The sequence below is a fragment of the Streptomyces sp. NPDC050548 genome (genome assembly GCF_044457385.1).
GTDB lineage: Bacteria > Actinomycetota > Actinomycetes > Streptomycetales > Streptomycetaceae > Streptomyces.
In genome coordinates this window covers 271,797-285,315 of record NZ_JBITGV010000002.1, presented here as the reverse complement: position 1 = coordinate 285,315, position 13,519 = coordinate 271,797, and the positions used below count along the sequence as shown (strand labels likewise).

12 protein-coding genes and 1 pseudogene are annotated in these 13,519 nt (G+C 70.5%); 6 read left to right on the top strand and 7 right to left on the bottom strand.

Annotated elements, in window-relative coordinates; translation table 11 throughout:
- Window positions 1–106 precede the first annotated feature (106 nt).
- Window positions 107–1,708 (top strand): purple acid phosphatase family protein, encoded by a 1,602-nt coding sequence (locus tag ACIBJH_RS07135; protein ID WP_399115828.1) that lies wholly within the window; start codon window positions 107–109, stop codon window positions 1,706–1,708.
- A gap of 60 nt (window positions 1,709–1,768) precedes the next feature.
- Here ACIBJH_RS07135 and ACIBJH_RS07130 read toward each other — a convergent pair whose 3' ends face one another.
- From ACIBJH_RS07130 to ACIBJH_RS07115, 4 genes are all read right to left on the bottom strand, one after another.
- Window positions 1,769–2,374, bottom strand: a complete 606-nt coding sequence (locus ACIBJH_RS07130) for an ABC transporter permease (RefSeq protein ID WP_399115827.1) — start codon at window positions 2,372–2,374, stop codon at window positions 1,769–1,771.
- Between the two features lie 47 nt (window positions 2,375–2,421).
- Window positions 2,422–3,171, bottom strand: coding sequence for an ABC transporter permease (locus ACIBJH_RS07125; protein WP_399115826.1), 750 nt, complete (start codon window positions 3,169–3,171; stop codon window positions 2,422–2,424).
- A complete protein-coding gene (locus tag ACIBJH_RS07120; RefSeq protein ID WP_399115825.1) occupies window positions 3,171–4,088 on the bottom strand; it encodes an ABC transporter ATP-binding protein in 918 nt (305 codons plus the stop codon). The genes ACIBJH_RS07125 and ACIBJH_RS07120 overlap by 1 nt, the downstream gene beginning before the upstream one ends.
- 232 nt (window positions 4,089–4,320) lie before the next feature.
- On the bottom strand, window positions 4,321–5,028 hold the full coding sequence (locus ACIBJH_RS07115) for a TetR/AcrR family transcriptional regulator (RefSeq protein WP_399115824.1): 708 nt from the start codon (window positions 5,026–5,028) through the stop codon (window positions 4,321–4,323).
- Between the two features lie 114 nt (window positions 5,029–5,142).
- On the opposite strand from ACIBJH_RS07115, the gene ACIBJH_RS07110 reads away from it, so the two are divergent.
- From ACIBJH_RS07110 to ACIBJH_RS07100, 3 genes are all read left to right on the top strand, one after another.
- The gene (locus tag ACIBJH_RS07110) at window positions 5,143–5,751 is read left to right on the top strand and encodes a TetR/AcrR family transcriptional regulator (protein ID WP_399115823.1); all 609 of its coding nucleotides are present in this window, start codon (window positions 5,143–5,145) and stop codon (window positions 5,749–5,751) included.
- A gap of 313 nt (window positions 5,752–6,064) precedes the next feature.
- On the top strand, window positions 6,065–6,532 hold the full coding sequence (locus ACIBJH_RS07105) for a DinB family protein (RefSeq protein WP_399115822.1): 468 nt from the start codon (window positions 6,065–6,067) through the stop codon (window positions 6,530–6,532).
- Window positions 6,529–7,779, top strand: coding sequence for a MalY/PatB family protein (locus ACIBJH_RS07100; RefSeq protein ID WP_399115821.1), 1,251 nt, complete (start codon window positions 6,529–6,531; stop codon window positions 7,777–7,779). The genes ACIBJH_RS07105 and ACIBJH_RS07100 overlap by 4 nt, the downstream gene beginning before the upstream one ends.
- Here the strand turns inward: ACIBJH_RS07100 and ACIBJH_RS07095 are convergent.
- Entirely contained in the window at window positions 7,743–8,306 is a 564-nt protein-coding gene (locus ACIBJH_RS07095; protein ID WP_399115820.1) for a CGNR zinc finger domain-containing protein, read from the bottom strand. The genes ACIBJH_RS07100 and ACIBJH_RS07095 overlap by 37 nt on opposite strands.
- A gap of 409 nt (window positions 8,307–8,715) precedes the next feature.
- Between ACIBJH_RS07095 and ACIBJH_RS07090 the strand changes: the two genes are divergently transcribed.
- Together ACIBJH_RS07090 and ACIBJH_RS07085 are read left to right on the top strand one after the other, a co-directional pair.
- Window positions 8,716–10,023, top strand: coding sequence for an MFS transporter (locus ACIBJH_RS07090; RefSeq protein WP_399115819.1), 1,308 nt, complete (start codon window positions 8,716–8,718; stop codon window positions 10,021–10,023).
- 242 nt (window positions 10,024–10,265) lie between these two features.
- Window positions 10,266–11,570, top strand: a complete 1,305-nt coding sequence (locus ACIBJH_RS07085; RefSeq protein ID WP_399115818.1) for a cation:proton antiporter — start codon at window positions 10,266–10,268, stop codon at window positions 11,568–11,570.
- A 108-nt stretch (window positions 11,571–11,678) separates the two neighbouring features.
- On the opposite strand, the pseudogene ACIBJH_RS07080 reads toward ACIBJH_RS07085, so the two are convergent.
- Window positions 11,679–13,102 (bottom strand): annotated as a pseudogene (locus ACIBJH_RS07080) (gamma-aminobutyraldehyde dehydrogenase).
- A 15-nt stretch (window positions 13,103–13,117) separates the two neighbouring features.
- Window positions 13,118–13,519, bottom strand: a complete 402-nt coding sequence (locus tag ACIBJH_RS07075; RefSeq protein ID WP_399115817.1) for a nuclear transport factor 2 family protein — start codon at window positions 13,517–13,519, stop codon at window positions 13,118–13,120.

Genomic DNA, 13,519 nt, shown 5'->3' with positions numbered 1-13,519 from the left:
CGGAACATCCGAGGCATAGGAGACAAGCCAGGCGATGGGCGGGATATGGCCAGTCCATGGGCAGGCGGCAATCGGTCGTTCAACCGGCGCTGCCAGCGTCGCGCCCATGAACACTCCTCGCATGGGCCTTCCCGGCCGGCTCGCCGACACCTTGAGCATGCCCGAGCAACACGAGTACCTCCGCCGCGCCTTCTCCCGTCGCGGTCTGCTGCGCGGTGGCGCGGTCGCCGCCACCGGTGTCGCCCTCGCGGGCGGCGGGGGTGTCGCGGCCGCGGCGACGCCCACGCTGGTGCCGGCGTCGACCACGTCCACCGTGCACGGTTCGCTGGTCGCGCCGTTCGGCCGCCATCTGGCCTACGGCGCCGATCCCCGGACCCAGATGCGCGTGTCGTGGCAGGTGCCCCTGCCGGTGAGCAAGCCGTTCCTGCGGATCGGCAGAAGCCCCCTCGACCTGAGCCACCGCATACCTGCGGAGGTGCGCGACCTGTTCACACCGGCCGGGATCGGCAAGAGCGCCGACATCGACCAGTACTACGTGCACGCGGCGCTGGACAACCTGAGCCCCGACACGACGTACTACTACGGCGTCGGCCACGACGGCTTCGACCCCGCCGACCCGGGCGCCGCGCACACGATCTACTCCTTCACCACCGCGCCCCGCACGCACAGCACCCGGCCGTTCAGGTTCACCGCCTTCGGTGACCAGAACCCGAGTTACACCTCGATCGGCCTCAACGCCCTTGTCCAGGCGCAGAGTCCGGCGTTCCACCTGCACGCGGGAGACATCTGCTACGCCGAGGAGACCGGCCACGGACTGCCCGGGGACGCGGGCAACTACGACGCCCGCCAGTGGGATTCGTTCCTCGCGCAGATCGAGCCGCTCTCCAGCCGGGTGCCGTGGATGGTGGCGTTCGGCAACCACGACATGGAGTCCTGGTACTCCCCCAACGGGTACGGCGGCAACGAGGCCCGATTCACCCTGCCCGGCAACGGTTTTGACGCGGCGTCAGCTCCCGGTGTGTACTCCTTCGTCCACGGCAACGTGGGCGTCGTCTCGGTCGACGCCAACGACGTGTCGTACGAGATCCCCGCCAACATCGGCTACACCGGCGGCAGGCAGACCGCCTGGCTCGACAAGCGGCTCGGCGAGCTGCGGGCCCGTACGGACGTCGACTTCATCGTCGTCTTCCACCACCACTGCGCCTTCTCCACCACCAGCTCGCACGCCTCCGAGGGCGGGGTGCGCGAGCAGTGGGTGCCGCTGTACGAGAAGCACCAGGTGGACCTGGTGGTCAACGGCCACAACCACGTCTACGAGCGCACCGACCCGGTCGTCCAGGACAAGGCCGTACGGACCCTGCCGACCGGCGGCACCCACGAACCGGCCAAGGGCGGTGTGGTGTACGTGACGGCGGGCGCGGGCGGCGAGAGCGTGTACAGCTTCCCGGTGGCCGACAGTTACGAGGGGCACGAGGACGCGATCGACTCGGTGCCGACGTACTGGACGGGCAAGGACGGCAAGGTCACCGAGAACGTCGACTGGTCCCGGGTCCGCTACACCGGCTACTCGTTCATCCGCGTCGACGTCGCCCCCGCGACGCCCGGCCGTACGACGACCCTCACGGTCCGGGCGCTGGCCGCGACCGGCGCGGAGGTCGACCGGTTCACGGTCTCCCGGAAGGTCAAGAAGGCCGGACACACCTCCTAGCAGGACACGGAGCGGCGGCCACCGGCGTGCTGCCGGCGGCCGCCGCCCGCAGGGGGCGTATCAACTCGCCCTGGCGAGCATGGCCTTGGCGTGGCGGCGGGGTTCCAGGGCCGCCGCCACGAGGTAGCTGCCGCCGCCCGCGAGGGCGAGCACCCAGTACAGGGGCGCGCCGTGGAGGAAGAGCGCGGCGGAGGAGGTGAGGGCGAGCCAGGTGCCGAGGACGTACTGGAGGCGGTCGCGGTAGACGGCGCCCCCGGCGAGGTAGAGGAGTCCCACGACGAGTCCGGAGGCGGTGGGCCACATCAGGGTGTGCACCTTCTGCTCGTCGAGGGCCGCGCTCAGCGCGGTGATGATCAGGAACAGGGCGCCGAAGCCGATCGGCCAGGACGCGGCGAGCAGGTTCCCGGCCATCGCGTCGGCGCCGCGGACTCCGCGCAGCGCCCTGGAGGTGACGACGCCGGTGACGACGACACCGGCGAGCAGGCCTACGACGAGCAGCGACGCCGGTATCGCGGACGGCAGGTCCACGAGGGGATCGTCGCCGTGGGTGAGCGCGTTCACGCCGTGCCCGACGAGCCAGGCGAGGCCGAAACTGACGTACGACAGACGGTTGTCGAGGACGACGCTCACTGCGGACCGCTGCTGGTTGTAGGTCGTGTGGGACATGGTGGCCTCCGTGAAGTGCTGGGGTGGGGACGCGAGTTGGGGGGATCTCAGGGGTCGCGTCGGTTGGTGAGGATGAACGCGGGGACGAGGACGACGGCCGCGTACACCAGGCAGAGGACCAGCGCGGTGAGCGGGGTGGTGACGCCGTCGACGTGTTTGACCACGATCAGGGAGCGGCCGAGTCCGGTGAACGAGTAGGCGGCGACGCCGTCCTGGAGGGACTGCGGCACGATGGACGGCAGGATGCCCATGATCACGAAGACCACCGCCATCAGCACCGACAGGGCGCCCTGCGTGTGGCGGATCAACGCCCCCAGCGCGAAGCCGAACATACCGATGAAGACCATGTAGAAGGAGGCGCCGAGCACGGCCCGCAGGACGCCCGGGTCGCCGAGCGAGACGCCCAGACCCGTGGGCAGCGCGGCCTGTCCGACGAGGAACGTGACGAGCGAGACCAGCGTGCCCGCCACCGCGAACACCACGGTGAGCAGGCCCGCCTTGACCGCGATCACCCGGCCGCGGGCCGGCACGGCGGCGAAGGTCGTACGGATGAGGCCGGTGCCGTACTCGGGTGAGATGGCCAGGACGCCGAGGACACCGAAGGCGAACTGCACGATGGCCGTGCCCGTCAGGGTGTCGAGGGCGTCGTAGGACGGGTTGCCGAGCTGGTCGGGGCTCGTGTTCATGCCGATGAGCAGACCGGTCAGCGGCATCAGGACGAGGGCGGCGCCCAGCGCCCACCAAGTCGAGCGTACCGAGCGGAGTTTGAGCCACTCCGAGGCGATCACGTCACGCATCACACTGCCTCCTTCGCCCGGTACTCGACGGCGTCGTCGGTGAGGGCCATGTACGCGTCCTCCAACGTCGAGCGCTGGACGGACAGTTCGGTGAGGGGGATACCGCGGTGGTGGGCGAGCATGCCCGCCTCCTGGGGAGTCGTGCCGCGCACGGCGAGCGCGTCGTCGTCGCGCGTCTCGACCTGGGCCTCCAACGCCCGCAGGGCGGCGGCCAGTTCGCCGCGGCGCGCGGGGAGGGTGCGCATGGTGAGATGGGTGCCGGCGGCGGAGTCGATGAGATCCGTGAGCGGCTTGTCAGCGATGAGGCGGCCGCGGCCGACGATGACCAGGTGGTCGGCGGTGTACTGCATCTCGCTCATCAGGTGCGAGGAGACGAAGACCGTGCGGCCCCGCGCGGCGAGGTCCCGCATGAGGGTGCGGATCCAGTGGACGCCCTCGGGGTCGAGGCCGTTCACCGGCTCGTCGAAGATGAGCAGTTGGGGGTCGCCGAGGAGGGCGGCGGCGATGCCGAGCCGCTGCTTCATGCCGAGGGAGAAGCCGCCCGCCCGGCGTCCGGCGACGCTCGACAGTCCGACCTCGTCGAGGACGGCGTCCACGCGGGCGGCGCCGATGCCGTTCGAGAGGGCGATGGCCCGCAGGTGGCTGCGTGCCGAGCGGCCGGGGTGGAAGGCGGAGGCGTCCAGCAGGGCGCCGACCGTGTGCAGGGGCCGGGTCAGCGAGGCGTAGGGCCGGCCGTCGATGAGCGCGGTGCCGGAGGTCGGGCGGTCCAGGCCGAGCAGCATGCGCAAAGTGGTCGACTTTCCGGCGCCGTTGGGGCCCAGGAAGCCCGTGACCTGCCCGGCGCGCACGGTGAAGGACAGGTCGTTGACGGCCGCCTTCTCTCCGTAGCGTTTGGTGAGTCCGATTGCTTCGATCACGGTGGGCTCCTCCTGTGGGCGAGATGAGGCGAGGGGATGGCACGGCGTGGTGCGCACAAGTCACTGCGCGACACTTCAACGCTGCCGTTATAGAACGTAACTTTAACGACTGCATCTAGCAAGACGCTCTTCGGCGCGCCCTGGACGGAACACGAAAGAGCCCTGCCGGCGATGGCCGACAGGGCTCGAAAGCGCTGGTCAGTGGCGTTGCGCGCCCGCGAGGGCGAGGCGGTCAGCGGAGCTGGAAGGCGTCCGCCAGGATCGTCGTCTGTACGTCGAGGAGGGTGGCGGGATCGTGCCCCATGCCGGTGAACTGGCCCGCGGTCTCCAGACCCACGGTGCCGTGGATCTGCGGCCAGGCCATGATCGCGCCGGTCAGCGCGACGGCCGCCGCCGGGTCGGCGGGGTCCCGGCCCGTCCACTGCGCGACCCACGCCGTCACGTCCGGCTCGTCGCGCAGCCAGGCCTGGAACTCAGCAAGGAGCGGGTCGAGACCGGCCAGCGGCCGGCCCTCCGCGAAGACCGGCAGGAACGGCCCGAGCACGGACCGGGCCCGCAGCACGGCCTCGGGCGGAGTGGTGAAGCCCGCCACCGGAGTGCCCTGCACGAGCAGGTAGAGATGCGGATTCGCCACCGCCCACGCCCGATAGGACCTGGTCAGGGCATGCAACGCCGCACGTCCGCCGACTTCGATGTCCACCGCGTGGACGGCCTCGGCGGCATCCGTGTAGGCGTCGAGCACCAGCTCGGCGAGCAGGTCGTCCCGGCTGGCGTAGTAGCGGTAGAGCGCGGGGCCCGACATCCCGATCTCCTTGGCGATCCGCAGCAGGGCCACGCTCTCGACACCACCGGCGGCGAGCTGGCGGACGGCCACTTCCTTGATCTCCGAGCGGGTCTGCTCCCGGTACCGCTCCCGTGGACTGCGCGCCTGGGTTGCCATGCCCCATCCTCCTGGGATCGTCGCTAATGTTCGCTACATACAATAACTAACGAGGTATACAGTAGCGCTCATCGGCCATGACCGGCACGGCCATGACCTACAGAGGAGGTCACCGTGACGACACGCATCCCCACACCCCGGGAGCACTTCAGGGAACAGACACGGTCGGAGATCAAGGAACTCGCGCTGCGGCAGCTCGCGTCCGGCGGCTCGTCCGGGCTCAGACTCACCCTCATCGCCAAGGCGCTCGGGCTTTCCGGACCGGCCCTCTACCGCTACTACGGCAGCCGGGACGCGCTGGTCGACGCCCTGGTCACCGACGCCTATCTCGACATCGCGCACGCCATCGACGACGCGGGCACCGCCCCGAGCGCGCCGATCGAACCCAGGGCCTGGCTGCACCGCCTCGCCCTCGCCTACCGCTCCTGGGCGATGCGCCGGCCGCACCTCCACCAGCTCATCCAGGGCGCACCGCTCCCGGGCCGCACCGCCACCCCGGGCACGTCCGGTGGCGCCCGCGCCGCGCTCGGCCCCTTCCTCGGCCCCTTCCTCGGCGTCTTCGTCGGCGCCGAGCCGGGCGCGGCCGTGGCGCCCCTCGTCGAGGAGATGACCGCGTGGGCCGGCCGCGAGCCCACGGTCCGCCATTGGGTCACGGCCCACACCGGGCTCCGTACCGAGCGCGCGGCCATGGGGATCGCGCTGGCGGGCACGGTCATGGCCTGATCCACGCTGCACGGAACGGTCGGCCTCGAAATGGCCCTGCAGTTCGCCGGCATGGGACAGCTCGGCGACACCCTGCTGACCGCCCACATCGAGAGCCTCGCCGAGGGCTTTCGCCTCTGAACGGGCGTGCTCATCACCAGTCAATGGGGTGAGTATCTGTCGCGTTCTTGTACATCGATGTCCACCTACCTCGACTCTGCCTGCATATTCCTCGGAGCAGACACCTCATTGACAGGTGACGTAACCGTACTTCACTCTGGCGACGTCACCACACAGAGCGGTGACACGTCCCACCGATGAGGAAATTCCTGCCGTGCACGATCAGAACGAGTACCTGTACTTCCTGCGGCGCGCCTTCGACGGCATGCTCGGTGTGCTGGAGGAGCTGGGTGACGACATGGGGAACACCCGCCCGCCGCTGCCCGGGGCGAACTCCGTCTACGCGATCGCGTACCACTGTGCGGCGGTCGCCGACTACTGGACCGGTCATGTCGTCGCGGGGCGCGAGGTCGACCGTGACCGCGCCGCCGAGTTCACGGCCACGGGGCGCGCAGGCGACCTGCGCAGGCAAGTCGACGCGCTGTACGAGCAGTTGGCGGCCGATCTCACTCAGGTCACCGCCACGTCGGTGCCGCGCAACACACCGCCCGCGGACTTCGAGGGACCGGACCGCCCGCTGAGCGTGGCGGGTGTGCAACTGCACGTCCTCGAAGAACTCGCCCAGCACCACGGCCAGATACAGATCACCCGCGATCTGCTGAAGCAGGGAGCTTCCTCATGAGCACGGAGACGCTACTGCTGCCCGGCTTCGACGACCTGGACAGAGACCGACTGCGCACTCGCTCCAGTGTGAAGTGGCACCGACCGGCGCCGGACGTACTGCCCGCCTGGGTGGCCGACATGGACTTCCCGGTTCCGCCGGCCGTGACCGACGCGCTGCGCGCCGCCGTCGAGCGGCGCGACCTGGGCTACCCGGACTGGCCCGACGGCAGCCCGCTGCGCACCGCCTTCGCCGGGCGGATGGCCGACCGCTACGGCTGGACGGCGCACGCGGACCGGGTCCGGGAGCAGACCGACCTGATCCAGTGCCTCCAGCTCGTCCTCCACCTGGCGACGGGCCCGGGCGACGCGGTCGCGATCCAGACCCCCAACTACCCTCCGTTCCTTGCCACGTTGACGACCATGGGACGGCTCGCCGTGCCCGTCCCGATGCAGGACACGGACGAGGGGTGGCGGATGGACTTCGCCGCGCTGGACGCCGCGGTCAGACGGTCGCACTGCAAGGTCCTGGTGCTGGTGAACCCGCACAACCCGACGGGCCGCGTCCTGACCCGCGCCGAGCTGGACGAGACCGCCGCCATCGCCCGGCGGCACGACCTGCTGGTCGTCAGCGACGAGATCCACGCCGAACTGGTCCACGCCCCGCACCGGCACATCCCGTTCGCGAGCCTCTCCGCCGACGCGGCCCGCAGGACCGTGACGCTGACGTCCGCGACCAAGTCGTTCAACCTCGCGGCGATCCGCTGCGCCGTCACGCACTACGGCCCGGACCGGCTCCTCGCGCTGCGCGACGCCCAACCCCCGGACCTGTACGGCACGGTGTCCCCGCTCGGCGTGGTCGCGACGGAGGCCGCGTGGCGGGACGGCGACGCATGGCAGCGTGATCTGCTGACCGTCCTGGACCGCAACCGCCGCCGGGTTCAGCAGGTGCTGCGCTCCCGACTGCCGCAGCTGCGCCACCACTTGCCGGAGGCGACCTACCTGGCCTGGATCGACGCCCGCCCGCTGGGACTCGAACAACCGCCCGTGGAACGGGTCTTGGAGAGCGGCGGCGTCCTGCTGGACGGCGGCAGCCCCTTCGGGCCAGGAGCCGACAGCTTCCTACGGCTCAACTTCGCCACGTCCCACGGCGTGTTGGAGGACATCCTGACCGGCCTCACCCGGGCCCTCGTGCCCGACGACGCGCAGGAGGAGAACGACCTCACGCCGGGTCACACCCCGGACCGCTCCTTCTTCCGCTGCCGATAGCTGGCCGCCTTGTGCCTGTTGCCGCACTCCGCCATCCCGCACCAGCGCCGGGCGCCGGAGCGGGACAGGTCCACGAACAAGCGCGTGCACTCGCCGTTGGCGCACTCCTTCATCCGCGAGAACTGGGGCGAACCCACCAGGTCCACGGCGTCCCGGCCGACCGCGCCGAGCACCTCGTCCACACCACCGGTGCGCGACACCCGCCCCGACGCGTCGAGTTGATGCCTGGGCAGCGGAAGCCGAGCCGCTTCGTTCACCTCCGCGAGGGCTTCCCCGACGGAATCGTCCGGGCTGTCGCCCAGGGGCCAGTTGCGCACCAGTGTGTAGGCGGCCTCGCGCAGCCGACGGACCCGCTCCAGCTCCCGGGCGTCCACGACACCGGGATCGTCCACGAGTCCCGCCGCGCCGATCCAGCGCCTCAAGTCGTCCGGAGAGCCCAGCAGTTCGGTACGGAGACTGCGGCGCCACAGCATGGTGCCCGCCAGGTCGAGACACAGCCGGCCGCTCACAAACACGAACTCATCCACGTGTCCATATTGACAGGTGACGTATCCACTGTCCAGGGCGGGGAAGCGGGGCTCCTTCCCTGCTCACAGTCCCGCACGCCTTGATTTCATCACCCTACTGACAGGTTCGTCAGGGAAGAGCGAAAACACAAGCGCGGCGACTTCCCTTTCGGCCCCTGGGCCACGAATCTGCGGACACTTCCGATATCGGCATCGGGAATGCCGCGAACCCCTTGCGACAGAACGTGCGGAGATGTGCGCCCGGGATATGCCGAACCCCTGAGCTGCGATATATTCACGCCTCAACTGCCGTTGCTCGTAGGCGTTTTACCCTGCCCCCCGCCCTTCGCGAATTCCTTTCGCCGTGGGCGGGGGCCGCCCGTTTCCCCCTCCGTGATACGCCTCACCGAAAGCCCTCCGCTCCGTGGCCATGACCCTGCACGAGGACCGGCCGCCCGCCGGTCGCCATGCAGCCGTTCCGTCCGGCAGTCTCTTTCGACGGATCTACGCACCCCGCACCAGTGACGCCCTGGCGTTCTCCATGGCGACGTACGCCATGCCGCTCCTCGTCCTGACCATCACCCGGTCCCCGTCACTGACAGGCCTGGCGTTCGCGCTGGAGTGGACGCCCCGGATCGCCGCGTTCGTGCTGGCCGGCAATGTGGTGGACCGGCGCGGCGCGGCCATCGTGTGCTTCCTGGCCTCGCTGCTGCGGGCCCTGGTGCTGGCCGGGGCGGCGGTCACCCTCGCCGTACTGCCGCGCGGCACCGCGGAGACGGTGACCGTGCTGGTGCTGGCCGCGGTGACCGGCACGCTCACCCAGTTCAGTTTCGTGGCCAACGAGGCGGTGGGCGCGATCGTCACCCGGCGGGCCCAACACCGGCCGCACGGAGTGCAGTCGGTCCTCATCGGCATCGACCAGACCGCCATGCTGGTCGGCCCCCTGCTCGCGGGCTTCCTGCTGCTGGTGGGTCCGGGCTGGATGCTCGGGTGTCTGACCGCGCTGTCCCTGCTGGCCGCCGTGCTCGGTCTGCAGACCCCGCCCACCCCGCTGCGCTCGGCACGACCGGACGGCGAGCGGACTCCGAGCGGGCTGCGGACCGGGCTGCGCATGCTGCGCAAACTGCCCGCGCTGCGCTGGCTGGTGGCGGGCCTGGCCTGTTCCAATCTCGCCCTCGGTCTGCTCCAGTCGGCCAGCCCCGTGATCGTGGTGGAGAACTTCGGCCGCTCCTCCGCCGACGTCGGCACCCTGTGGTCCGCCGCCGCGGCGACGACCCTGCTGGCGGTCACCTGCTGCCGCCTCGCGCTGAGCCGGCTCGACCTGTGGGGCGTCGGGGTCGTGTGCGCGACCTTCGCGTCGGCGGCCTGCCTGGCTCTCCCACAGGCCCCGTCCTACGCCGCCTACACAGTCCTGGTCGCGCTGTTCATGGCGGGCGACGGCGGCCTCACCGTCGTACTGCGCACCCTGCGCTCCCTGGTCATCCCGGCCACCGCCTTCGGCACCACGCTCTCCCTGACCATGCTGCTCCTGCTGCTGCCGTTCCCGGTGGCCGGCATCCTCGTCGCCCTCACCCCGCCGGCCCACCTCGGCACGGCCGTCCTGGGCTGCGCCGCGGTCCAGGCGGTCGCCCTGGCGATCACCTTCGTACGCCTGCGCAACGAGCCCACACTGCGCGCGACCGCCGACCGGCCACCGAGAACCGCCCTCCCCAACGAGCCGTCGACGACCGGGCGTTGACGGTCCGCGCCCGGGAACAATCACACGGACCCAATCCCCGACCACTTCTCTATGCCGGTCGGTGAATTGCACAGGATTTCCGAAGAGGAAGAGCGAAGTGTCGCTCACGAAATCGTCTGTGCCGCCGTCCCGTTAACGCAGTACCGATGTCGTCGCAGGATCGGCGCCGTCGCTTCGGCCCGAGGTGGCACGATTTCGCCCGGGCCGAACGAGGACCCCCGGCACAAGGAGTCCATCGCGCCATGACCTCCTCCCAAGCATCCGCGTTGCTGACCGGACTGGCCGTCGTCATCGTCGCCGCGGCGCTGTTCGGGGCGCTCGCGCGCAGACTCGGGCAGCCCCCGGTCGTCGGCGAGATCCTGGCCGGCGTCCTGCTCGGCCCGACCCTGTTCGACGGCGCCCTCTCGCGCGCGCTGCTGCCGTCCGACATCCGGCCGTTCCTGACCGCGTTGGCCGATGTCGGGGTCGCCGTCTTCATGTTCCTGGTGGGCCTGGAGTTCGACCGCGGGATGGTGCGCGGCACCGGCCGGATCGCCGCCTCCGTGTCACTGGCCTCGCTCCTGCTGCCGTGCGGCCTGGGCATGGCGCTCGGGACCCTTCTTGTCCGCGACCATCCCAGTCCCGACCGTCTGGGCTTCGTCCTCTTCATGGGCGCCGCCATGTCCGTCACCGCGTTCCCGGTGCTGGCCCGGATCCTCACCGACCGAAACCTGGACCGCACCCCGCTCGGCGCGCTGGCGCTGTGCTGCGCCGCCTTCGCCGACGTGCTGGCCTGGTCGCTGCTGGCCGTGGTGGTGGCGATCGTCGCGCCGGGCGGCAACCCCGAACGGGCACTGCTGTTCCCGCCGTATCTGCTGCTGATGCTCTACCCCGTACGGTGGCTGCTGGGGCGGCTGTTGAAGCGGCCGGGGGTGGTCGCGCAGCCGACGGCCGTCCTGCTGGCCACGGCGTTCGCCGGGCTGCTGCTGTCGGGGGCCGCCACCGAGTGGATGGGGCTGCACTTCATCTTCGGGGCGTTCCTGTTCGGGGCGGTCGTCCCGCGCCCGGGTTCGGAGCGACTGCGGGCCGAACTGAGCGAACGGGTCGGGCTCGTGAACAACGCGCTGCTGCTCCCGGTGTTCTTCCTGGTCGCCGGTCTCCAGGTGGACCTGTCCCGACTCGGCTGGTCCGACCTCGGCGAGCTGGCGCTGATCCTCCTGGTGGCGGTGGGCGGCAAGCTCGTCGGCGCGTACACGGGCGCCTACGCCAACGGTCTTGACCGGCGCATCTCCTCCGCCCTGGCGGTCCTGATGAACACCCGTGGCCTCACCGAACTGATCATCCTCAGTGTCGGCCGCCAACTCGGCATCCTGGACGGGCGGTTGTACTCCCTCATGGTGGTCATGGCGGTACTGACCACCGCCATGACGGGCCCCCTCCTCCAGGCGATCTACCCCCGCGCCCTCGCCCTGCGGGCCACCCCGCAGAACATGACCCGCAGACGCCGGGAGCCGGTCACCGTGGGCGACACCCACGCCGGAGCGGACCGCCCGCACGATCCGTCGTAGCGCCCGCACCGCATGGCCGATGGCCAACGGCCGCGCTTTCCTGACGACCCGGACATGGGGTGCCGTCGCGGCTGCCCGGTATCCGTACCGTGCTGGTCGGCCCTCGGATCAGAGTGACGTCATGACGTGCTTGATCCGGGTGTAGTCCTCGAAGCCGTAGGCCGAAAGGTCCTTGCCGTACCCGGACTTCTTGAAGCCGCCGTGCGGCATCTCGGCGACGAGTGCCATGTGGGTGTTGATCCAGACGCAGCCGAAGTCGAGCGCCTTGGACATCCGCATCGCCCGCGCGTGGTCCCTGGTCCACACCGAGGAGGCCAGCGCGTAGTCGACGCCGTTGGCGTAGCGCACGGCCTCGGACTCGTCGGTGAAGGACGGACGGTCATGACCGGTCCGAAGACCTCGTTCTGGACGATCTCGTCGTCCTGGCGGAGGCCGGAGACGACGGTCGGGGCGTAGAAGTAGCCCTGGTCGCCGACCCGGTGGCCGCCCGTCTCGATCCTGGCGTGCTCGGGGAGGCGCTCGACGAAGCCGCTGACCTGGGCGAGCTGGCCCGCGTTGTTGAGGGGGCCGTAGAGTACGTCCTCGTCGTCGGGCCGGCCGGTCTTCGTCCCGGCCGCCGCCTTGGCGAGCGCGGCCACGAACTCGTCGTGGACCGACTCGTGGACCAGGACCCGGGTCGCGGCCGTGCAGTCCTGGCCCGCGTTGAAGAAGCCGCCGACGACCAGGTCCTCGACCGCCTTCGTCAGGTCGGCGTCCTCGAACACCACCGCGGGGGCCTTGCCGCCGAGTTCCAGGTGGACCCGCTCGACGTCCTTCGCGGCGGACTCGGCGACCTGGACGCCGGCACGTACCGAACCGGTGATGGAGGCCATCGCGGGGGTGGGGTGCCCGACCATCAGCCGGCCGGTGTCACGGTCGCCGCACACGACGTTGAAGACGCCCTTCGGCACGACCGAGCCGATGATCTCCGCGAGCAGGACGGTGGAGGCGGGGGTGGTGTCCGAGGGCTTCAACACCACCGTGTTGCCGGCTGCCAGCGCGGGCGCGAACTTCCAAACAGCCATCAGCAGCGGGTAGTTCCAGGGCGCGACCTGTGCGCACACACCGACCGGCTCGCGGCGGACGATCGAGGTCATGCCCTCCATGTACTCGCCCGCCGAACGCCCTTCGAGCATGCGTGCCGCGCCCGCGAAGAAGCGGATCTGGTCGATGGCGGGGGCGAGTTCCTCGCTGCGGGTGAGGTGCAGCGGCTTGCCGGTGTCGCGGCTCTCGACGGCGACCAGCTCGTCGGCCCGGGCCTCCATCGCGTCGGCGCTCTTCAGCAGCGCGCACTGGCGTACGGACGGTGTGGTGTCGCGCCAGACGGGGAACGCGGCAGCGGCGGCGGCCATCGCCGCGTCGACGTCGGCGGCCCCGGAGAGCGGGGAGGTCGCGTAGACGTCACCGGTGGTGGGGTCCACCACATCGAGGGTGCGGCCGTCCGAGGCGTCCGCGAACGCACCGTCGATGTAGTTGCGGAAGGTGGTGCTCATGGACGTCTCTCCTGGTCAGGCGGCGCTGCGGGCGGACAGATGCTCGTGTACGGCGGTCCAGGCGCCGTCGTCCGCTCGGGCGAAGACGATGGTCTCCCGCTCCTGGACGGTCTCCTCGCCGGAGTGGGTGGCGATCCGGGTCTCCACGTCGTGGCTGAAGACGGCGGTGTCGCCGAAGGGCTGGACGAGCTGCGCGGACGAGACACAGCCGAGGACGCGGAAGCCGTCCTCCGCCACCCACCGCTGCCACAGCGCGCGGTACTCGGCGGTGGAGCCGAGCCGCTGCGGGGTGGTGTGGAAGACGAAGCTCGCGTCCGGGGCGAAGGCGCCGAAGTAGTCGTCGAGGCGGCCCTCGGCGAAGGCGGCGACGAGCGCGTCGGCGGCGGCCCGGACTTCCTGGACGGTGGTGGTGCTCAT

Bases quoted from the DNA above. Each gene is read 5' to 3' on its own strand.
- ACIBJH_RS07090 (WP_399115819.1), top strand. From the start codon at position 8,716: ATGACCCTGCACGAGGACCGGCCGCCCGCCGGTCGCCATGCAGCCGTT.
- ACIBJH_RS07100 (WP_399115821.1), top strand. From the start codon at position 6,529: ATGAGCACGGAGACGCTACTGCTGCCCGGCTTCGACGACCTGGACAGA.
- ACIBJH_RS07075 (WP_399115817.1), bottom strand. From the start codon at position 13,519: ATGAGCACCACCACCGTCCAGGAAGTCCGGGCCGCCGCCGACGCGCTC.
- ACIBJH_RS07135 (WP_399115828.1), top strand. From the start codon at position 107: ATGAACACTCCTCGCATGGGCCTTCCCGGCCGGCTCGCCGACACCTTG.
- ACIBJH_RS07130 (WP_399115827.1), bottom strand. From the start codon at position 2,374: ATGTCCCACACGACCTACAACCAGCAGCGGTCCGCAGTGAGCGTCGTC.
- ACIBJH_RS07085 (WP_399115818.1), top strand. From the start codon at position 10,266: ATGACCTCCTCCCAAGCATCCGCGTTGCTGACCGGACTGGCCGTCGTC.
- ACIBJH_RS07115 (WP_399115824.1), bottom strand. From the start codon at position 5,028: ATGGCAACCCAGGCGCGCAGTCCACGGGAGCGGTACCGGGAGCAGACC.
- ACIBJH_RS07125 (WP_399115826.1), bottom strand. From the start codon at position 3,171: ATGCGTGACGTGATCGCCTCGGAGTGGCTCAAACTCCGCTCGGTACGC.